Consider the following 21,624-nt stretch of genomic DNA (forward strand, 5'->3'; position numbering starts at 1 on the left):
TATGAGTAAAACAATTCTGGTCACCGGTGGCGCTGGCTATATTGGAAGTCACACCTGCGTTGAACTGATCGAAGCCGGCTACAATGTGGTCGTTATCGACAACCTGAGCAACAGCTCACCTGAAGCCCTCAATCGTGTAGAAAAAATCACAGGAACAGCGCCTGTTTTCATTGAAGGTGATGTTCGTGATCCGGTTTTGTTAGCAAGTATCTTCAGCCAACACAGCATCGCGGCAGTCATTCACTTCGCTGGCCTGAAGGCCGTTGGGGAAAGCTGCCAGATGCCATTGGCATACTATGACAACAATCTTGGTAGCACTATCACTCTATGCCAGGAAATGGAGAAAGCCGGTGTAAAAAACCTGGTCTTCAGCTCCTCTGCAACCGTATATGGCGATCCAGAAAAGCTTCCGTTAACGGAAGACATGCCCTTGTCGGCGACCAACCCATATGGACGCTCAAAGCTCATCATCGAAGAGATGCTCCGCGACCTGCCTGAAGCAGACCGCCTCACGGAAGCTGAACTGCCATGGGCCGTTATCCTGCTCAGGTACTTCAACCCTGTCGGAGCACATAAATCGGGATTAATTGGCGAAGATCCGAAAGATATTCCCAATAATCTGATGCCTTACATTTCACAGGTAGCAGTCGGCAGAAGAGAAAAACTCTCGGTTTTTGGCGACGACTACGACACCATCGACGGAACAGGAGTACGTGATTACATTCACGTCGTGGACCTTGCAAAAGGTCACGTGAAAGCCGTTGATAACTTACTCAGCAGTGAAGCTGTAACTGGCGTAGAAGCGATTAACCTGGGCACAGGCAACGGCACCAGCGTGCTGCAACTTGTGAACACATTCTCTGAAGTCAACGAGACGCCCGTACCGTACGAAATAGCCCCGCGTCGCCCAGGAGACGTCGCAGCATGCTATGCAAACGCGACCAAGGCGAAGCAGATACTTCAATGGGAAACTGAACTCGACATCGCCGCTATGGTTAAAGACACCTGGCACTGGCAGAGCTCTAACCCTAACGGATACTCTGAGTCGTAAAAACTCTATAAAAATCATAATTTTGCGCATTATTGTATTGACAGAAAAAAAGATCCTGACATAATGCGCACCACTTGCTTGATGTTCCCCGATAGCTCAGTCGGTAGAGCAGTAGACTGTTAATCTATTGGTCGCTGGTTCAAGTCCAGCTCGGGGAGCCACTTCTTTTTCCAAGGTCGGCGGCATGGTACAAGGACACGCGATTGACAGCTCCCTGCAGCCAGCGTCACTCTCTCGAAAATCTTTCCTGATACACAGCACCACCGTCCTTCTCGGGCTATTTATTTGTGCTTCGCTTATCACATCGGGCTCAGTCCTCTTTACCGGATTAAATCTAAAAGCACCTCAGTTTCTGAACGTGCTGTGCGGATCACTGATCGGCTATCTTATTTCGAGCGTTACTCTCCATAACCTGGGCAGATTCCCCGGGAATAGACCACTGTCTTACATGATCCCGGTGCTTACGGTTTCTCTGCTATCTATTACTGCAGTTATCATATTCACGCGTATCGATTATTCGCGCTCGGTTTTACTTCTATCCTTGTGTGTAGTTCCAATCGTCACATACTCCGAATTCAAGCTCAGACAGCACTTGCAAACTGGACGCTACGCAGTTATTCCATTTGGTTTCTACCAGGAATTAATCAGGCTGAACCCATCCAAGTTCTATGCACTTGAAAAGCCATCGTTTACCGCCCCTGACACGATCGGCATCATAGTGGATAGCAATGAGCAGCTCCCTGCAGAATGGCAGCAATTCATTGCAGAAGAGCTCTCAAAAGACACTCCCGTAATGGATTCAGTAGCTGCCTATGAATCAATTTCAGGAAAAAGCCCTCTCGACCACTACGGCGAGCTTGCAGGACATGAGCTCCTACCCTCGCAAGCTTACCTGACTGCGAAGCGTTTGCTTGAGTCGTCTCTCATACTAGCCACTTCACCTGTTACCGTGCCTTTCATCATCATAGTAGCCATAGCGGTAAAGTTAGAATCAAAGGGACCAGCCTTCTTTGTACAGCGTCGAGTAGGCAAGGGTGGTCGTGAGTTCAGCATGTACAAAATCCGTAGTATGCGTACTGACTCTGAAGCGAACGGTGCTCAATTCGCGGGCGAAGATGACCCACGAATTACACGTATAGGTAAATTTATACGGAAAATGCGGATTGATGAGCTTCCGCAGTTTTTGAATATCCTGAAGGGTGATATGGCTCTTATAGGCCCACGCCCCGAGCAAGCAGCTTTCGTTCAAGAGTTTGAAAAAGTCATTCCCTTGTATAGCTTCCGGCACATCGTGAGGCCAGGCATTACTGGCTGGGCACAAGTAACTCACGGCTACGCTGCTGATGAAGATGAGACGCGAGAAAAACTTGCTCACGATTTTTACTATGTAAAAAATCTGAGCATTTGGCTGGACCTAGACATCGTCTTTAAGACGATAAAGACGATGTTGACAGGGTTCGGGGCTAGATAAATGAGCAGTGATCTATGTTCTGAACTAGTATCTATTATCATGCCGACCTACAACTCGGAGCGTACTGTCAAAGAGTCGATACAATCGGTATTGGAACAGACCTACCCTAATTGGGAACTATTAATTACAGATGATCACTCAAGTGATGGAACCATCGAAGCAGTGGCATCATTTAATGACTCACGTATTAAACTATTCAGGCTAAACGAGAATAGTGGAGCTGGGGTCGCGAGAAACAACTCTATTCGAAATGCTGCCGGTCGCTATATAGCTTTTCTTGATTCAGATGACCTTTGGGACCCGAACAAGTTAAGTGATCAGATACTATTCATGCAACGAAATAACTACTATTTCACCTACACATACTACCAAAAGTTGACGAGTGGAGTACCTGGATCAATTGTCAAAGCTCCAGCGCATATCACCTACAATAAGCTATTATATTCAAACTGTATTGGCTGTTTAACTGTAGTGTACGACCAACTAAAGCTGGGCAAGAGGTACATGCCTAAGATCCGAAAACGCCAAGATATGGCACTCTGGCTTGAACTACTCAAAACTACGGAGAAAGCATTCTGCCTTCCCAAAAACTTAGCAAAGTACCGAACAGATACTGGAATGACACGCCGAAAAGTATCTGTTGTGAAAGCACAGTGGCATTTTTATCGGAATGTAGTAGGACTTTCGTTCCTTGAATCAGTTACTAAAATGATTATTTACTCAATAAAAGGATTACAAAAGAAACTTCTATAACCTCCTCTCTATCAAAATCTTAATAAGTGAAAGCAATGCTTTAAACCCAATTTTATTAATATTCTTCAGGCAGAATAATATAAATAGTGGAATATAAAAAAATCTACCAAATATATATTTAAAAGCAATCAGTCGAGACATAATTCCGACACCGGAATTTAATGACATTCCGCTGCTAATCGCTGGATGCGCGCATATTGTAATCGGCACATAAGTGACACTAGCACCTTTATCAATAATTCTAGAAAGAAATACCGGCTCATCACAACAAGGATAGCGAGCACCGGCTCCAAGATCTTCAGGAAATTTAATAGAATGCTCGATCAAAAACTCTCTTTGGCACGCTATTTCTATCGTACCTACAGATAAAATAGAAAGACGTGTGTGCCTCTTTGAGAATTCTGAGAATTCTTTCGTAAAGCCACCTTCCGTAGAAGCAACTCGAAAAGTACATGCCACTGAATTCTGCAATGCACCGACCACTATATCATACAGGTTATCGGTATAGACAACGTCATCATCGCAAAATAAAATATAATCAGAAGTTGCTAGAGTTATAGCTAAATTACGACTCTTCGTAACCCCATATGAAAATTGTTTAACATAAGTGACGTCACTCCTCTGCTGGAAAAACTTATTAACTCTATCGAATCCTTCAGATCTCATAGTTTGATGAACTATTATAATCTTCTGGCCCTCTTTATATTTAGGTAGAGTAGATATCAAGTCATATATCCGATCCTCATACGTTGAAAAGAGCAGATCTAAACAAGCCATAATTTTTCCCAATTTCACCTTAGAAGATATACAAATACAAATAGGGCTCTGAATAAGCCACAGTGCCTAAACGCCAGAAACGACAAACGTAGATTTTTATATAAAGCCCACCTTGTACTACTGCCTGACTTCCTACCAAACAACATGTAGTGACAATCGTCAATACTAGTTAGAAACTTCGAATATTTACTTAAGACAGTAGCGCTACCAGAAGATTGCAGATCAGCCATCGTACGAGAAACACTAGAATCAAGTATACGGTACTTGAACAAGATCTCTGGTGTATTCGCCATTCGAATACCAGCTGATCTTAGACGAAGCCATAATTCGTAGTCTTCATAGGAGCGACATTCGATGGCATACCTCAGGTTTGGGCCTAAAATATCACGATCAAATATTACCGATGGATGACAGAAAGAAGATCCAAACTCCAACAGCCATGAATTTAGGAAAGGTACACTTGACAGCTTTCTCACCCCAACAGGTTGATCAGCTTTGTCTATATATTCATAGCTACAGCCCACTACCCCCAGCCGATACCTATCCATTAATTGAAGTTGCTTCTCGAACCGTTCTGGTAATGAAATATCGTCGGCATCCATTCTGGCGATATATCTGTACCTGGCATGCGAAAGTCCTTCATTTAACGTCGCTATAAGGCCCCTATTTTCACGAGTGTAAAGCCTTATTCTGGGATCATCAAATTGTTTGAGAATATCAAGTGACGAATCAGACGAGCCATCATCAATACAAATCAGTTCAAAATCACGGAAAGTCTGCGATAAAATACTCTGAACTGCGCGTTCAATATAACTTTCAGCATTATATACTGGAAGGATAACTGATATGTATCTATTAGACATTTACTATATTACTCCTTAACCCAATCATAAGGCCTAATGTCCTCTATAGTTTTGCCGAAAAATATAGAGTATGGAATAGATGGACTTCGCGTACCAACTTTCGAATGCAATACCAAGCTAATTAAGAACAATATAGAAATCAATAAGAAAAATATCGCAAGAAATTGCCGCGGCCTTACACTAATAAATAGTTTCGGTACCAATAATACCAAGGAAAAAAGATAGTAATAACTGACCCTAGTCCCAGCAAAACCTATCGGTTGAAATGTATTATACAAAACGACCCCCAAAATAAAGACATCAAAATAGAACCGACGATATACATCTCCTCGATACTGTCCCAATGCTAAAAATAACGATGACAAAATAAAAATAAAGAATTGAAATACCGCTCCCCCCTTATTAGGACTGTCAAGATAGTGAGAGTAACCAGGAACTAAAACAGAAACCATATATTTAGCCAGAGGAAATGCAAAAAAAGAAGATATCAAGACCAGTACGTACACCATCCAGTGGAATCGTCGGGAATATAGGTAGTATAAAGGAAGCGCTATTATAGACGTATAATGAATCGAGCTTGCGAGGAGCACAATCAGAAAATAGCTAACCACTCTCCTTTCGAAGATATATCGAAACCCATAGTAAACTAATATTAGGGCTGAAAACTGTCTTATAAAATTAAAAGACATTAAGAAGAAAAAAGGAATTGCGATAAACACCATCAAAGAAACAACCGGGAAGTCGCTAAAATCCCTAATGACAAGATAGAAAAAATAATAAAAGAAAAATGATGTTAGTATAAAATATAGCTGAAAAAACTCTAGGTAGCTTGACAGCTTAATGAGGATACCGTGAAAAAAACCGAAACGTCTGAAAGTCTCAGTGTCGCCACCGTAATCTGCTATCGCTGTGTAATAAGACAAAAAGTCATAACCAACATCAAAGCGAATAGCAGAAAAAACGAAAAGGAACAAGAACGACAGCTCTAGTCTATATTTAAACTTTGTGAGAAGTAACCATGCAATTAAAACTTGAAATAGAATATAAACTAACAAAGTTCACCTCACATCTTATTCTGATCTATGCAATAAATAAAATAAAGTAAGGGCAACCCACACAAACCAACGAGAGCTATACTAAATAACAACGATGTTGACGAAAATAAGAATGATATTGCAAAATAGAACGTTGCGACTACTAGCAAGCTAGCTACATAGCGCTTAGAGATTGACATCCCTACTGGCAGTAACTTTCGCATAGAGATAAACATCAGACTAAAGGTAACTGCCCCACCCACACCTATAGTGAGCGGAATACCCCACTCATAGCCGGTGAAATCGACGCTGTAAAGAATAATCAGCCATAAAGATAACCCTCCTGCATATGGCCAAGCAGTGCCCCCTGTCCTTAATTCAGATTGAGATATCCAATAAAGTACATTTGTTGCTGCTCTTGAAAACTCTATAATCACCGCAATCGATAAGAGAAGCCAAACACCGTGAAACTTGGGGTCGACAAGAATCACTAATATGCTCTTCGAAAAGACAAATATAAACATCAGGATACATAAATATATCTTAATTATTCTCGAGAAATAGTCTTCAAATATAGCTACCCTTTCTTCTTTATTAGCATGAGTTATATCTTTATAGAAAAGCGGGAGATAATATTGGTTCACAAGGCTTTCAATCGCTCCGAAGATTGCAGCAGCAACAGCAATAGCTACAGAAACCTTCGCTAAAACCTCGACACTGTATATATCATTAATCACAAATCTATAACCGCTATTATTAGCCCACTGCAGTAATAGAGTAACCACCAAAGGCGCGCAGAATAGAACTATACGCTTAAATTCATCTCCATTGTATATCTGAAGACCTACTCTTGATTTATCCAAAGAAAAAACTATATATAGAGATGGGATAAGAAGAAGTAGTTGTCCAATAGCAAGTCCTGCGTACCATGCTAAAGCGCTTTTCTGATAGAAAGATATCAACACCACAGAAAACAGTAAACCAAGTGAAAGATACGCTGTATTTATAATAACAAATGCTAAACGATGACCTAGTATATTAATAGAGTTCGATATAACTAATGTTGTACCGCCGAGTAAAGCTAAGGCTATAACAAGATAAAATGGTTCAATTTCAAAATTTTGGCTAAGGCTAAGAGCGTAGTACGCGACGCCAGTTACAGCCAGGCCAAGTAAAATTAACAACAACCTATAAAACAGTAATATTAGAGAAGCGGATACTAGAACTCCGTTTAAACTATAATCTATAACTTTCCTGTTAAAATATTGTCCTGGTGCATTCAATAGACCAAAATTTAGTAAGGTCATCACAGCAAGAACCAGATAGTACTTACCTACCTCAACTTCAGACAAATAACTGGTCATCAACCTGACGGATATGAGTGCAATCGATACCTGTAAAATTTTTCCAACTACGAGTGCTAATACTCCTGTTTTGATACCACCTAACTTGATCATTAAAGCCTGGCCCAATTACCAGGAACTAGATCCTCAGAGCTTAGCGTTTTGCTCTGAAACCACTTATCTGGCGCAACAACAACCTTTTCTTCGTTTCTATTTAACCACGCTGCCCACCAACTAAACGTACTATTAGAAATAATATTGTGTTTACATAGACTCATCAAATGCATATCCAACTCAGGAGCATTCTCTTGACCACTTATATATATGCATTCGTAATCCAGTTTTAAGTTACTCTTGCACCATTCGATATCATCCGAAAAAACATATATCTTTGCACTTTTCTCTTTCGATGACTTCAATACGAACTCAACTGCACTTGAAAAATAATTTAACTTACAAAGACCATGAACATCATTAGCAGAAGCATTTGTCACATAATCGCCTCTTCTGACGTGCACAGAAATACTATTATTACAGCTCTTTATGTCGTGAATCTGCTGCCTTATGGGTAGTAAGCTAGCGTCTTTAACTGAAATTTCTTCTAGTAACCTCTCTCTAATACTAGAGAAGTATTTTTCGGACTGGAAATACCCATAAATTGTCGCTCCCGGCCCTAAGCTAAGTACTGCGGGATCAAATTCTATCGAATCCTCTATATATAAATCGCTCCTCAGCCCAAACATCGACAATAAACGTTGGAACTTAACGCTGTTAATCGCTTTATATACTCTCCCAGCGTGAGAATAAATTTCACAGTTATGATTCATATTCTGAATACGCAGGGGGTGAACATTATAATAGAGATAATTTGAAGTATCCAGACGTAAGGGAACGCCCCACTTGAGTGAAAGAGCCCTACCTGTCGCGTACTGAAATAATTGGTTTCCTAAGCCCCCGTTTAGTTTTACCGTAATCATAAACTATCCTCCAAACACTGAAGTATCAAATCAGGAAAACGATTAGCTTCGAACTGATTAGATTCTTTTGAGTTCAAGAACCTTTCAATCTCACGCTGGCGACTATTGAATTCATCTTCTGAAACTCCAACAAGGTAATTATGTAACTCATCATATGAACTGAATACTCCAAAATCTATGTAGCACCCTGAGGGGATGTAATCTGATATATTTGGGGCTCCAAGATAGACAGGAATACAGCCTGCCATTAGTGAGTCAAATATTTTTTCTGATATATAGCCAGGAAATCCTGAAGCGTTTTCAAAGCAAATACTATATCTATAGTTTCTAAGGGTATCATTTTTAGATGTTACCCTTCCACTATACGATGGATACGTTTTCTTAGCGAAGTTCGAAAATGGAGTAAGTTTATTCAACAATCTATTTTTGAAACTACCATCATTAGTAAACTCATCCCAGCCTATTCCATACAAATCAAAATCCTCAGGGGCATTATTTTCAAACCATGATATTGCTCGCTGCCTTTCGGAGTATAGCTCCAGAGGATGGTTAACCATTTTATTTGCTGAAATTAAAGCACACAGTTTTCTTTCCCCGAATGAAGGGGCATTTATGAAGTCATATGGGCGATTAAGTTTATGAGTATAGTTAAACTTTCTAAAATTAGGGATAGATAGATAATTGTCATTCCATGAGAGTATATAATCAAAAGCATCAAATTCCGATGACGGTGCATTCTCTGGTTTTATAATTTCGTTTTCAAAGAGACATAGAATTTTTATGGCAGAGGTGTTTTCAATGCCGTTAACAGGGTAGTCAAAATATATAACAAGTTCAGAATCTGAAGGCCGATTAATATCACAAGTTGAAAGCTCATATCCTTTCGCTTTTAATCTCTCTTTTAAGAGCCATATGGAATAGCCATAGTTATCCCTATTGACCGCACAGTCATCAATGTCAAATATTTTATTATTCAGATGGTAATCAACTACCAAACTAGCCTTTTTATACATTTTCAGTAATTCTTTTAAATATTAATCTAGCGTCCGTTGGGCTATAGGTCCACCATTCAGATTTTTCAATACTAGCGATACGATCATTTGAGAACCGGTATTTAATTACCCTAGCAGGAGCCCCTACAACGACGGCATAACGAGGAACACTTTTAGTAACAACACTATTAGCACCGATTACAGCTCCTCGCCCAATAACAACACCTCTCAATACAATAGAATCAGCCCCAATCCATACATCCTCCTCGATGATGAGGTCTTCCTTTGTCAGCTCATCATAAGCACTCTCATAGAATAACGAATTTGTGCTTATTCTTGTAATATCATGCTCACCCTGACCAATTGATACACCATTAGCAATTGAGACATAGGAACCGATGTTAGCTCTGGTCACGTTACAATATTTCCCGATGTATACGTATGAACCTATAGTACTCGCCGGGTCAATTGCGGTACCAACCTTAACTTGTGATCCCTTACCAATAACAACGCTACGATGTACTTCAGAGGATTCTACTAGCACGTCCTTACGAAATATATTTACAACACTGTTCACAGTATTCGCAACTATCTTTCGTAAGCCTAAAAATATCCTGTCTACAGTATCCATATCTTAGCCTTGTGCAATCATTGATAAAAGGTACGCTGAGCTATGGTTATGCCACCCTTCATCAGACTTTAGCAGTCGAAACTAGCGTTTGGTTAAAGCCACGCAATACATCGAAGAATTCCAAGCTGCTCCGATGCCCGCAACCCGACAAAAATTGTTCAAAATAGAATATTCAAAAACATGACAGGGCTTGCGTTGAACTATTCGCGAAAATCGTCCTGGTGTTCTAAAAACCACGCATACGTACTGGCCAGACCTTCTTTCAGCTCGATGTTGTACGTCCAACCTAGTTTCTTAAGCGTATCCACATTCATGAGCTTGCGCGGTGCACCATCTGGCTTGGTCGTATCAAAGGTAATTTTGCCTTTATACCCGACCACTTCGGCCATGGTGTGTGCCATCTCTGAGATAGTGCAGTCCACACCCGTACCCACATTAATATGCGACAGCATAGGCTCAGTGCATGACTGATAGATTTCATCACTCACATTCGCCACAAAAATACTGGCCGCGGCCATATCGTCCACGTGCAAAAACTCTCGCATTGGTTTGCCCGTGCCCCATACCACCACTTCTGGCACATCATTGAGCTTGGCTTCATGAAAGCGACGCATTAACGCAGGAATAACGTGGGAGTTATCAGGATGGAAGTTATCGTTTTCGCCGTACAGGTTCGTTGGCATCACGCTACGGTAGTTACGACCATACTGACGGTTGTAACTTTCGCAGAGTTTAATACCAGCAATCTTAGCGATTGCGTACGGTTCGTTGGTCGGTTCAAGAGTCCCAGTAAGCAAAGCGCTCTCGGACATTGGCTGCTCGGCCAGCTTAGGATAGATACAGGATGAACCCAGGAACAACAGATCATTCACTCCCGCCAGGTGCGCGGAGTGAATTATATTGCATTCGATCATGAGGTTCTCGTAGATGAACTCCGCTGGATAGGTATTGTTGGCAATAATGCCACCTACCTTAGCCGCAGCCAGATACACCTGGTCAATATTCTCTTCTTCAAAGAATGCCTGGACCTCTGCCTGATTCAGAAGGTTGAGCTGAGTGCGGTCTCGCACAATCAGCTCAACGTCTGTTTGCTCTGACAGCTGACGAACGATGGCTGATCCCACCATTCCCTTGTGTCCAGCAACGAATATGCGCTTCATAGCTCTACCTCTCTCCTTGCCTGAGGCTTAGCTTTCAATCGCAACAGCGACATCAAAACCATGCTCTTTCAGGAGTGCATGCTGCTTCGCTTTCTGCAGATCCGACTGAACCATCTCGGCGCACATTTCTTCAACGGTGATTTCAGGCGTCCATCCCAGCTTATTCTTGGCGTTCGCCGGATCACCCAGCAGGGTTTCTACTTCTGCAGGGCGGAAGTATTTAGGATCAACGCGCACGATGGTGTCACCAACGTTAAGAGCTTTGGCATTGTCGCCTTCAATCGCTTCAACGATGGCAACTTCCTCAACACCTTCACCTTCGAAGCGCAGTGTAATACCTAGCTCTTTAGCGGACAGGCGAACAAATTCACGAACCGAGATCTGCTTACCCGTAGCGATTACAAAATCTTCTGCGGTGTCCTGCTGCAACATCATCCATTGCATACGTACGTAGTCTTTAGCATGGCCCCAGTCACGGAGTGCATCCATGTTGCCAAGATACAGACACTTCTCGAGACCTTGAGAGATGTTAGCCAGAGCGCGGGTAATCTTACGGGTAACGAAGGTTTCGCCACGACGTGGAGATTCGTGGTTAAACAGAATGCCATTACAGGCGTACATACCGTATGACTCACGATAATTTACCGTAATCCAGTACGCGTACATTTTTGCAACGGCGTATGGAGAGCGGGGATAGAAAGGTGTGGTCTCCTTCTGAGGGATTTCCTGCACCAGACCATACAGCTCAGAGGTAGAAGCCTGATAGAAGCGCGTTTTCTTCTCAAGCCCTAAGAAACGAATCGCCTCAAGCAGACGCAACGTTCCCATTGCATCGACATCAGCCGTGTATTCCGGTGACTCGAAGGAAACAGCAACGTGAGACTGTGCGCCCAGGTTGTATACTTCGTCCGGCTGTACTTCTTTGAGGATACGCGTCAGGTTAGAAGAGTCTGTCAGATCACCGTAATGCAGGTGAAAATTCACGTTTTCTTCGTGCGGATCCTGATAGATGTGATCCACACGCTCAGTATTAAACAGTGAGGCACGACGCTTGATACCGTGGACTTCGTAGCCTTTTTCAAGCAGGAACTCTGCTAGGTAAGAACCATCCTGACCGGTAACGCCGGTGATGAGTGCAACTTTTTTATCCGTCATTTTTCTTTCCACAACTAAATTCTTTTAGGCCACTTCGCCTGCTATCGTTTCAAGTGCACACCCACTATGTGCAGCTTCAGTAATGGGCCTGCCAATCACCATATAATCCACGCCAGCGTCAACCGCCTGCTTCGGCGTCATAACGCGTTTCTGATCGCCTACATCAGAACCTTCTGGTCGTATTCCCGGCGTAACAGTAAGGAATTCTGGACCGCATACATCCCGGATGAGAGCAACCTCACGAGCCGAACAGACCACACCATCCAGCCCAGATGATTGAGTAAGCTTCGCTAATCGCTCAACTTGCTTCATCGGTTCAACATCCAAACCTATTCCTGCAAGATCACTTTGTTCCATTGAGGTAAGGACGGTCACACCGATCAGTAGTGGCTTGTGCGATTTCTTTTCTAGTTCGTTGCGGGCGGCTTCCATCATTCGTTGGCCACCAGAGGCATGAACATTGACCATCCAGACACCCAGGTCGGCAGCAACCCCAACGGCTTTGGCGCAAGTATTCGGGATGTCGTGAAACTTAAGGTCGAGAAATACTTCGTAATTTCGCTTATGAAGCTCTTCCAGGATGGCAGGACCGGTGGCGGTATAAAGCTCCTTACCTACTTTGACGCGGCACAGAGACGGATCGAGCTGATCTGCCATCGACAATGCCTGTTTCATATCGGGGAAGTCGAGCGCGACAACAATAGGTGAGGTTGTAGTCATATATCTGGCTTTTTCTGAGCAGGCGACGGTACGAATGGCTTAATGCTTGCCCAGTCCTTACAACTTGGGCAGCGCCAATGCGGCTCCTTCGCCTTAAATCCGCAATTAGAACAGACGAATTTTGGTTCGACTGCAACGATACCGCGGAGAATATCATAGAGCTGTAACAACTGCGACTTGTCGAGCTGCTGACGTTGCGTAACAACGAGCTCTGCAAGTGCCAGAAACCCTTGGTTTGAGGGGCGCAACCTAAGCTCATCAAGAATTTTACTTACCGCTTCTTCCGGGGTTCCCTGTGTAACAACAACCCCCATGGACGCCATGAGGGCGGGCACGTACCCGGTCCTGGCCCACTGATCATGAAGATGCGTTTTCAGACCTTCTTTATCACCACTGATACTGAAAGCTTCTGTCATTCTCTCAACAACACTGACAACGCTGCTTTCGTCGATTTCTGCCGCCTTCAGATAGCAGCGCACAGCCTCCCGATACTCGTTCTGGCCAAACGCAAGATCACCCTGAACGACGTAAGCACGAGCACAGGCAGAGTCGATTTTAAGTGCTTGCTTACAGAGCTGCTGAACTTCAAGGAAATCGGACTTTTTGAGTGCTCTCTCTGCCAGCTCACAAACAGCGTGAGACACTCGACGATTCAGACGAGCAGTAGCAGGGAGTTTTTTATCCTTGTAGAGTTCGAGAATATTGCTCCACTCGCCCTCTTCTTCAAGGAGTTCTATCAACAGAGTCGCAGCTCGATCTGAATTGCGCCCTTTTGCAGCAAGTAGCTCACGCAATATGCGCTCTGCACGATCAAGCAACCCTGCTGCCGAGTAATCACAGGCCAATTCAAACTGAATCGCATAGAGGGCGCTGCGCTCCAGATCCGCGCGGGCAAAAAGTTTCTGGTGGAGGTGCATGGCCCGGTCGAGCTCGCCTTTATCACGAAGGCTCTTACCAAGCTTCAGAAGCAAATCAATAGACTCGTCGTCCATCTGGTCTATTTTTATAAGCTTTTCGAGAGCGGCATCGTTGCTTTCGGCAAGTAAGTAATCGACGGAAGGAATCCAATCCGGATAATTTACTTTCTTACCTTGTTGCGCATAGCGATAACCAAGCGTCCAACCCAGCGCCACTGCTGCGAGTAGAAGAATATAAAGGAGTGCCGTGTCGAACAGTTCAGCAGACAGCATGATTGGTGTGTACTTCGTATAGATTCAGAGTTTGGACCAGCGATAGCTGGTTAAGTCCAGCAGGCGGAGAAGTCACACAGCCATACTATCATTCACCTGATCCCTAAGCTCCTTTCCAGGTTTGAAATGCGGAACAAACTTCCCTTGCAGCTCGACAGTCTCACCAGTCTTAGGATTGCGACCAACCCGTGGTGCTCGATAGTGAAGCGAGAAACTGCCAAAGCCCCGTATTTCAATACGGTCTCCGGAAGACAAGGTCTGGGACATATGATCCAACAACGTCTTGACCGCCAGCTCAACATCTTTCGCCGACAACTGCGGCTGACGACTAACGATTCTCTCTATTAACTCGGATTTCGTCACTGCATTCCCTCCTTGAGAACGAAGCTTTTAGATAATTCCAGTTAAATCATGCAGTTAGCTTATGAAATTTGCAAGTCGCAAGCTCAAGAAACGGTCAATTGTGAGCAATCCAAGGTATTCAGGCACAAAAAAACCCGCCGGAGCGGGTTTCTTTAGCACGGGCTGAAGGATTACTCCTTACCGCGAAGCTGCTCTTTCAGCAGGTCACCAATGGTGGTAGGACCAGTCATTTCAGCTTCTGCTTTAGCACGCTGCTCTTTCAGAGCTTCTTTATCAGCTACTGAATCTTTCGCTTTAACAGACAGGCTGATAGTGCGGTTCTTGCGATCAACGGAGGTGATTGCAGCTTCAACGCTGTCGCCTTCGTTCAGTGCATTACGCGCGTCTTCAACTTTGTCCTGGCTGATTTCTGAAGCACGCAGAGTTGCTTCGACACCTTCAGCAATTTCAACAGTTGCAGCTTTAGCGTCAACCGCGATCACTTTACCAGTAACGATGGTGCCCTTGTCGTTTTCAGCTACGAACTCAGAGAATGGATCGCTTTCAAGCTGCTTCACACCCAGAGAGATACGCTCACGCTCTGGATCGATAGACAGGATAACGGTTTCCAGCTCATCGCCTTTCTTGTAGTTACGAACTGCATCTTCGCCAGTATCGTTCCAAGAGATATCAGACAGGTGAACCAGACCATCAATACCACCGTCCAGGCCAATGAAGATACCGAAGTCAGTGATTGATTTGATCTTGCCAGAAATCTTATCGCCTTTGTTGAACTTAGTACCAAACTCTTCCCATGGGTTCATGGTGCACTGCTTGATACCCAGAGAAATACGACGACGCTCTTCATCGATGTCCAGAATCATCACTTCAACTTCGTCGCCAACCTGAACGACTTTGCTTGGGTGAATATTCTTGTTAGTCCAGTCCATTTCAGAAACGTGAACCAGACCTTCAACACCTTCTTCCAGCTCAGCGAAGCAGCCGTAGTCAGTCAGGTTAGTAACGCGTGCTTTAACACGGGCGTTTTCTGGGTAACGGTCGTTGATGTTAACCCATGGATCATCACCCAGCTGCTTCAGACCCAGAGATACGCGGTTACGCTCACGGTCGAATTTCAGTACTTTAACGTCGATCTCGTCACCAACAGCAACGATTTCGCTTGGGTGCTTGATGCGCTTCCACGCCATATCAGTGATGTGCAGCAGGCCATCAACACCGCCCAGATCTACGAACGCGCCGTAGTCGGTCAGATTCTTAACGATACCTTTAACAGACTGACCTTCCTGCAGGTTAGCCAGCAGCTCTTCACGTTCCTGGCTGTTAGCAGCTTCCAGAACGGCGCGACGTGAAACAACAACGTTGTTACGCTTGGCGTCGAGCTTGATCACTTTGAATTCGAGTTCTTTGCCTTCCAGGTGCGCAGTATCGCGTACTGGACGAACGTCAACCAGAGAACCTGGCAGGAACGCACGAATGTTCTTCAGTTCAACAGTGAAGCCACCTTTGACCTTACCGTTGATAACACCAGTAACCATTTCATCAGCTTCGAAGGCTTTTTCCAGCTCTTTCCAGCTCTCAGCGCGCTTAGCTTTTTCACGAGACAGTTTGGTTTCACCGAAGCCATCTTCTACAGCTTCCAGTGAGACGAAGGTTTCGTCGCCAACAGCAACTTCCAGTTCGCCTTTTTCGTTCAGGAACTGGCTGCGCGGAATAACAGCTTCCGACTTCAGGCCTGAGTTAACCGTTACCCAGTCGCTGTCGATATCAACAACGGTACCAGCAACGATTGAACCTGGCTGCATGTCCAGTTCTTTAAGGGATTCTTCAAATAGATCAGCAAAGCTTTCGCTCATGTATATACACCTGTCTCATAAAACGCGCTGCTATCCGCCATCGGATAAACAGTAAGCGCTGACCAGACTGCCAGCATCTGGGGTTAGTTAATAATAAAACGCTCCGTACCGACTTCCTTCGGGAAGCTGGCAGATACAGAGGTTTTAATCTCAGATCAGTCCTGCCTTGCGGACCAACGACAGGATTTCTTCACGTACTTCTTCAATAGAAAGAGAGGTACTGTCGATCACTGTCGCGTCACTCGCTGGGCGTAACGGGGCGACGGCTCTGTTGCTGTCGCGCTCATCACGGACCCGGATGTCTTCGATAAGGGCGGGCAAACTAGCATCAATGCCCTTCTCAGTCAACTGTTTGTAGCGACGCTGACCACGTTCTTCGGCAGACGCCGTAAGGAAGACTTTAATCTGGGCATCAGTAAAGACGACAGTACCCATGTCACGACCGTCCGCGATCAGCCCCGGCGCCTGGCGAAAGTCACGCTGACGCTGCAGGAGTGCTTCACGGACTTTTGGCAACGCAGCAACTTGCGAAGCAAGACTACCCACCTCCTCAGTCCGGATCGTCGTGGTGACATCATCTCCTTCGAGAATGACCTGCACACCGGACCCAGTTGGGATGAATCGCACATCAAGATTGGCGGCTACATCAGCAACCAGCTCTTCGCTATCCAGAGCGATGCCTCTGCGATCTGAAGCCAGCCCGGTAATACGGTACAGAGCACCACTATCAAGGAGGTGCCAACCCAGGGCTTCAGCAAGAATGGCACAGACCGTGCCTTTCCCAGCGCCTGATGGACCGTCAACCGTGATCACGATTGGTTGTACTTCGTTACTCACCATCACCACCTTCAACAACTAATTCAAGACCAGCGCTGGCAGATAATTCGACAAAACCCGGGAATGACGTAGCAACATTAGCACAGTCGCGAATAACAATAGGTGCCGATCCGCGTAGGGACGCCATGGCGAAGCTCATAGCAATTCGATGGTCATGCTGACTATCAATCTCGCCACCACCGAAACTACCTTCAGGGCCAAAGCCCTGAATCACAGCCCCATCCTCTGTACCGACTGCATTTACGCCCAGTGTTACCAGACCATCAACCATCGCCTGGATACGATCGCTCTCTTTAACGCGTAATTCCTCAGCTCCTGTCAGAACCGTCTCGCCCTCAGCACACGCTGCGGCAATAAAGATCGCTGGGAATTCATCAATCGCCAGAGGGACCTGATCTTCAGGGATATGAATGCCTTTCAGTTGAGCTGAACGGATACGGATATCAGCAACGGGCTCGCCGCCGACTTCACGTTCATTCAGAACATCAATATTACCGCCCATGGCGCGCAGGATATTGATCACACCGACGCGCGTTGGATTAATACCCACGTGCTCCAGCGTAATATCAGAACCCGGCATGATACTGGCACCTACCATAAAGAAGGCCGCCGAGGAGATATCAGAAGGCACGTCAATTTCGGTTGCCGTGAGCTCGCCGCCTGAACGCAGCGTCACTTTGTTACCTTCAGTAATAACGTCATAACCAAAGCCACGCAACATACGCTCGGTATGGTCACGAGTCGGTGCAGGCTCAGTAACTGAGGTTTCACCCTCGGCGTACAGTCCCGCAAGCAATACACAACTTTTTACCTGAGCACTGGCCATCGGCAAATCATAGTGAATGCCCTTCAGGTCGCTGCCACCTTTAACTTTCAAGGGCGGTCGACCACCTTCAGCAGTATCAACAATAGCCCCCATCAGGGCCAAAGGATCAGCAACCCGCCCCATAGGGCGTTTAGAAAGAGACTCATCACCGCTCATCTCAACATCGAAAGATTGCCCGGCCATGAGACCTGCGAGCAGGCGCATTGACGTCCCTGAGTTGCCCAGATAGAGCGCGTTAGGCGGAGATTGGAGACCGTGTAGCCCGACACCGTGAATTGTCACTCGACCGCGATGTGGTCCTTCGATCACTACGCCCATATCGCGGAACGCCTGCAGCGTTGCCAGGCTGTCTTCACCTTCAAGGAAGCCCGTCACTTCAGTCGTACCATTCGCCAGTGAACCCAGCATGATTGAACGGTGTGAAATGGACTTGTCTCCCGGCACCCGGAAGCTACCCGACAGAGCTTTGCCTGGGTTAGCGATGTAAGAAATAGAAGCTGTTTTCATAGGTTCAACATAGGCCCGACGGGCAAGTATTTTAGAAAAATGGTCTCGAGCTGCTTTCGCCCGGGTCAGCACAGCCATCAAGGTGGTGGCATCGCCCTGCTCAACCGCAGCTCGTAAAGAAGAAAGGTCGTGACTGAAGAGGTCCAGCGTCTTCAGCAAGTGGTCTTTGTTGGCAGCAAAAATATCGCGCCACATGACCGGGCTACTGGCAGCAATTCGGGTAAAATCGCGAAAGCCGCCCGCAGCGTAATTAAAAATCTCTTTATTCTCGTGGCTGTTCGCCAGAGTATCAACCAGTGAATAAGCCAGAAGATGCGGCAGATGACTAGTCGCAGCCAGTACTTCATCGTGATGATCTACCGACATATGCTCAAGGTCGGCACCGACGGCCTGCCAGGCGCTGCGAACCAACGCCAGTGCGTCTTTATCTGTATGATCCTGCGGGGTAATAATGACCTTATGATGAACATAAAGATGCTCATTTGCAGCCATTACACCGCTCTTCTCTGAGCCTGCGATCGGATGTCCTAATACAAAGCGGGAGAAATTCGCGCCAAGTATCGCTGCAACATCTGAAGCAACGGCCCCCTTTACAGAGCCAACGTCCGTTAATACTGCAGTCTCGGAAATATGATCCCGCACCGCTTCAAGCACACTCTTAACTGCCATGATAGGCACAGAGATGATGATAAGGTCAGCATCTCTGACAACATCAGCGATATTTTCACTGTAAGCGTCAATCAGGCCCTCGGACAATGCCAGCTGCATAGAATCGAGATTGCGGTCATACCCACGAACCTCTTCCAGGCAACCACGAACCCGAAGCCCCTTAATCCAGGAGCAGCCAATCAGCCCTAATCCAATGACGGCAACACGAGAAATCAGAAGTTTGCCGCTCAAGCCAGCACCTTCTGTAACGCACGTATGAATGTCTCATTTTCCGATTCGGTACCGATTGATACCCGGAGGTACTCTGGCATCTCGTAGTTCGCAACAGGACGAACGATAACTCCCTGCTTGAGTAAGCCGGAATATACTTCCATCGCATCCACACCATCCGGCACGCGAAAACTAATAAAGTTACCGACAGATGGAATATAAGAAAGGCCCAGGTCATCAAAAGAGGATATCAGATAACTCATGCCGCGATCGTTAAGCGCAATACTTTCCCGCACGTATTCCTCATCCAGCATCGCCGCGTTGGCTGCAGCGAGAGCAAAAGAATCAACGTTGAACGGAGGGCGCACCCTATTCATTAAGTCTGCCAGTTCAGGGCTGGAAACCCCATAACCTACTCGAAGGGACGCCAGACCGTATGCTTTTGAGAAAGTGCGGGTTACCACAAGATTCGGATACTGATCCAGAAGCTCAATACCATTAGGGTAATCGGCTTCATGGACGTACTCAAAATACGCCTCGTCCAGCAAAACGATGACGTTCTCTGGCACCTTATTCAGAAACCCAATCAACTCGTCGCGATGATTCCAGGTGCCTGTCGGGTTATTAGGGTTCGTCACAAACACAATACGGGTGCGCTCATTAATTGCATCCAGCATTGCTTCAAGATCATGACCAAAGTCTTTTGCAGGTACGGCGATACAATCGGCACCTACCGTCCGCGCAACCAGGCCGTATATAGCGAACGCATGCTGCGATACGACAACGTTGTCACCGTCATTCACAAACACCCGGACAATAAAATCGAGAATATCACTTGAGCCATTACCCAGAGTAATTTGCTCGGAGCGAACATTCAGTTTGTCGCTCAGGGTTTTCTTCAGGACAAAACCTGCGCCATCAGGGTAACGATGCAATTCAGCTGTTTCGCGACGAATTGCTTCCAGAGCCGCAGGGCTCGGGCCCATCGGATTTTCATTACTCGCGAGTTTAACAATATCTGACTCGTTCAGACCGAGTTCCCGGGCAAGCTCATCAATAGGCTTACCTGGCTGGTAGGGCTTAAGGGAGCGAACCCCTTCAACTGCGAGTTCAGAGAAATTAATTGCCATTATTCACCTCAAAGCACGGCCTTAGGGTATGAGCCGAGCCATTTATAATCTGTCGCTACATCACGCAGCCGTTGCAACAAGGGGGATATCACCTCGTCGTCGCAATGGCCTTCAAAATCAATAAAGAAGAGATAATTCCAGGTACCTGAAGGGTCTGGACGAGTTTCTATGCGCGTTAAGCTAACGTCAGCCTCGTGAAACGGAGCAAGCACCTGATATAAAGCGCCCGGCTGATTTCTGCTGGAAACCATGATCGATGTTTTATCATCGCCACTAGGGCCCGTTTCCTGTCGACCGATAATAAGAAAACGGGTCGTATTATCCGGACGGTCTTCGATATTCGCATGGAGCGTTACGAGCTCATACAACTCCGCCGCCGCTTCACCTGCAATCGCGGCTGCGCCTTCTTCTGCAGCCGCACGTCTCGCCGCTTCAGCATTCGAATTCACCGCGATGCGCTCTACGCTTGCAGGAAAATTCTGATCAAGCCAACGCCGGCACTGACCCAGAGACTGAGCATGAGAATAAACGCGTGTGATCTGCTGATCTTCGCTCTTCACCAATAAATGGTGATGAATACGTAAAGTAACTTCTCCGCAAATATGGAGATTGGAATCGTAGAAGCTGTCGAGCGTGTGGGTGACGACACCTTCAGTGGAATTCTCTACTGGAACGACACCATAATTAGCGGCACCACTGGCCACTTCACGAAAGACATCTGCAATAGACACTTGCCCTTCACAGTTCACTGCATGCCCAAAGTGTTTTACCGCCGCCTGTTGCGTGAAGGTTCCTTCAGGGCCAAGGTAGGCTACCTGCAGCGGTTCTTCTAAGGCCAGACACTGAGACATGATCTCACGGAAAAGCCGGGCCATTGACTCATCCCCGAGAGGACCTCGGTTACGGTCCATTACTTTTCGCAGAACCTGAGCTTCTCTCTCTGGGCGGTAAAATACAACCTTCTCCCCCGGAGATGCGTATTTTTGCTTAACTTCAGCGACATCCTGGGCACATTGTGCGCGCTGGTTAATCAGTTCCTGAATCTGCTTATCCAGCGAATCTATCTGCTGACGCAGCTTATCCAGTTCCTGTGCTTCACTCATGATTCAACC

The 21,624-nt window shown here is 45.8% G+C and carries 20 protein-coding genes and 1 tRNA gene; 4 read left to right on the plus strand and 17 right to left on the minus strand.

The window, feature by feature from the left end; all coding sequences use genetic code 11:
* Position 1: 1 nt before the first annotated feature.
* From galE to AC5E51_RS02035, 4 genes are all read left to right on the plus strand, one after another.
* Positions 2-1,051, plus strand: coding sequence for a UDP-glucose 4-epimerase GalE (galE, locus tag AC5E51_RS02020; RefSeq protein WP_491778025.1), 1,050 nt, complete (start codon positions 2-4; stop codon positions 1,049-1,051).
* Between the two features lie 85 nt (positions 1,052-1,136).
* A tRNA-Asn gene (locus AC5E51_RS02025) sits at positions 1,137-1,212 on the plus strand.
* A gap of 431 nt (positions 1,213-1,643) precedes the next feature.
* Entirely contained in the window at positions 1,644-2,522 is an 879-nt protein-coding gene (locus tag AC5E51_RS02030; protein WP_301387406.1) for a sugar transferase, read from the plus strand.
* Positions 2,523-3,275: a glycosyltransferase family 2 protein gene (locus AC5E51_RS02035; RefSeq protein WP_301377477.1), complete on the plus strand. Its 753-nt coding sequence runs from the start codon at positions 2,523-2,525 to the stop codon at positions 3,273-3,275.
* Here the strand turns inward: AC5E51_RS02035 and AC5E51_RS02040 are convergent.
* The 17 genes from AC5E51_RS02040 to pheA form a co-directional block, all read right to left on the minus strand.
* On the minus strand, positions 3,270-4,052 hold the full coding sequence (locus AC5E51_RS02040) for a glycosyltransferase (protein ID WP_301377479.1): 783 nt from the start codon (positions 4,050-4,052) through the stop codon (positions 3,270-3,272). The genes AC5E51_RS02035 and AC5E51_RS02040 overlap by 6 nt on opposite strands.
* 14 nt (positions 4,053-4,066) lie before the next feature.
* Positions 4,067-4,915 (minus strand): glycosyltransferase, encoded by an 849-nt coding sequence (locus AC5E51_RS02045; RefSeq protein WP_301377481.1) that lies wholly within the window; start codon positions 4,913-4,915, stop codon positions 4,067-4,069.
* 8 nt (positions 4,916-4,923) lie between these two features.
* Positions 4,924-5,970 (minus strand): EpsG family protein, encoded by a 1,047-nt coding sequence (locus tag AC5E51_RS02050; RefSeq protein ID WP_414716419.1) that lies wholly within the window; start codon positions 5,968-5,970, stop codon positions 4,924-4,926.
* Positions 5,971-5,978: 8 nt separating this feature from the next.
* Positions 5,979-7,406, minus strand: coding sequence for an oligosaccharide flippase family protein (locus AC5E51_RS02055; RefSeq protein ID WP_301387404.1), 1,428 nt, complete (start codon positions 7,404-7,406; stop codon positions 5,979-5,981).
* Entirely contained in the window at positions 7,406-8,269 is an 864-nt protein-coding gene (locus tag AC5E51_RS02060) for an alpha-1,2-fucosyltransferase (RefSeq protein WP_301377484.1), read from the minus strand. Before AC5E51_RS02060 ends, AC5E51_RS02055 begins: the two co-directional genes overlap by 1 nt.
* The gene (locus AC5E51_RS02065) at positions 8,266-9,282 is read right to left on the minus strand and encodes a glycosyltransferase family 10 domain-containing protein (RefSeq protein ID WP_301377486.1); all 1,017 of its coding nucleotides are present in this window, start codon (positions 9,280-9,282) and stop codon (positions 8,266-8,268) included. The genes AC5E51_RS02060 and AC5E51_RS02065 overlap by 4 nt, the downstream gene beginning before the upstream one ends.
* Complete coding sequence (locus tag AC5E51_RS02070; RefSeq protein WP_301377488.1) at positions 9,275-9,892, minus strand: CatB-related O-acetyltransferase; 618 nt, start codon at positions 9,890-9,892, stop codon at positions 9,275-9,277. Before AC5E51_RS02070 ends, AC5E51_RS02065 begins: the two co-directional genes overlap by 8 nt.
* 200 nt (positions 9,893-10,092) lie before the next feature.
* Positions 10,093-11,052: a GDP-L-fucose synthase gene (gene fcl, locus AC5E51_RS02075; protein ID WP_301377490.1), complete on the minus strand. Its 960-nt coding sequence runs from the start codon at positions 11,050-11,052 to the stop codon at positions 10,093-10,095.
* 27 nt (positions 11,053-11,079) lie between these two features.
* The gene (gmd, locus tag AC5E51_RS02080) at positions 11,080-12,207 is read right to left on the minus strand and encodes a GDP-mannose 4,6-dehydratase (RefSeq protein ID WP_301377491.1); all 1,128 of its coding nucleotides are present in this window, start codon (positions 12,205-12,207) and stop codon (positions 11,080-11,082) included.
* A 24-nt stretch (positions 12,208-12,231) separates the two neighbouring features.
* Positions 12,232-12,927: an orotidine-5'-phosphate decarboxylase gene (pyrF, locus tag AC5E51_RS02085; protein WP_301377493.1), complete on the minus strand. Its 696-nt coding sequence runs from the start codon at positions 12,925-12,927 to the stop codon at positions 12,232-12,234.
* Entirely contained in the window at positions 12,924-14,117 is a 1,194-nt protein-coding gene (locus tag AC5E51_RS02090; RefSeq protein WP_068434483.1) for a hypothetical protein, read from the minus strand. Before AC5E51_RS02090 ends, pyrF begins: the two co-directional genes overlap by 4 nt.
* 72 nt (positions 14,118-14,189) lie before the next feature.
* Positions 14,190-14,480 carry an integration host factor subunit beta gene (gene ihfB, locus AC5E51_RS02095; protein ID WP_068434480.1) on the minus strand — a complete coding sequence of 97 codons (291 nt, stop codon included), beginning with the start codon at positions 14,478-14,480 and terminating at the stop codon, positions 14,190-14,192.
* A 170-nt stretch (positions 14,481-14,650) separates the two neighbouring features.
* Entirely contained in the window at positions 14,651-16,333 is a 1,683-nt protein-coding gene (rpsA, locus tag AC5E51_RS02100; protein ID WP_068434477.1) for a 30S ribosomal protein S1, read from the minus strand.
* A gap of 150 nt (positions 16,334-16,483) precedes the next feature.
* Positions 16,484-17,173, minus strand: coding sequence for a (d)CMP kinase (cmk, locus tag AC5E51_RS02105; protein ID WP_068434474.1), 690 nt, complete (start codon positions 17,171-17,173; stop codon positions 16,484-16,486).
* Complete coding sequence (locus AC5E51_RS02110; protein ID WP_491778026.1) at positions 17,163-19,403, minus strand: bifunctional prephenate dehydrogenase/3-phosphoshikimate 1-carboxyvinyltransferase; 2,241 nt, start codon at positions 19,401-19,403, stop codon at positions 17,163-17,165. Before AC5E51_RS02110 ends, cmk begins: the two co-directional genes overlap by 11 nt.
* A complete protein-coding gene (hisC, locus tag AC5E51_RS02115; protein WP_068434467.1) occupies positions 19,400-20,512 on the minus strand; it encodes a histidinol-phosphate transaminase in 1,113 nt (370 codons plus the stop codon). Before hisC ends, AC5E51_RS02110 begins: the two co-directional genes overlap by 4 nt.
* Before the next feature lie 8 nt (positions 20,513-20,520).
* Complete coding sequence (gene pheA / locus AC5E51_RS02120; protein WP_068434463.1) at positions 20,521-21,615, minus strand: prephenate dehydratase; 1,095 nt, start codon at positions 21,613-21,615, stop codon at positions 20,521-20,523.
* Positions 21,616-21,624 lie beyond the last annotated feature (9 nt).

Source organism: Thalassolituus sp., assembly GCF_984348125.1.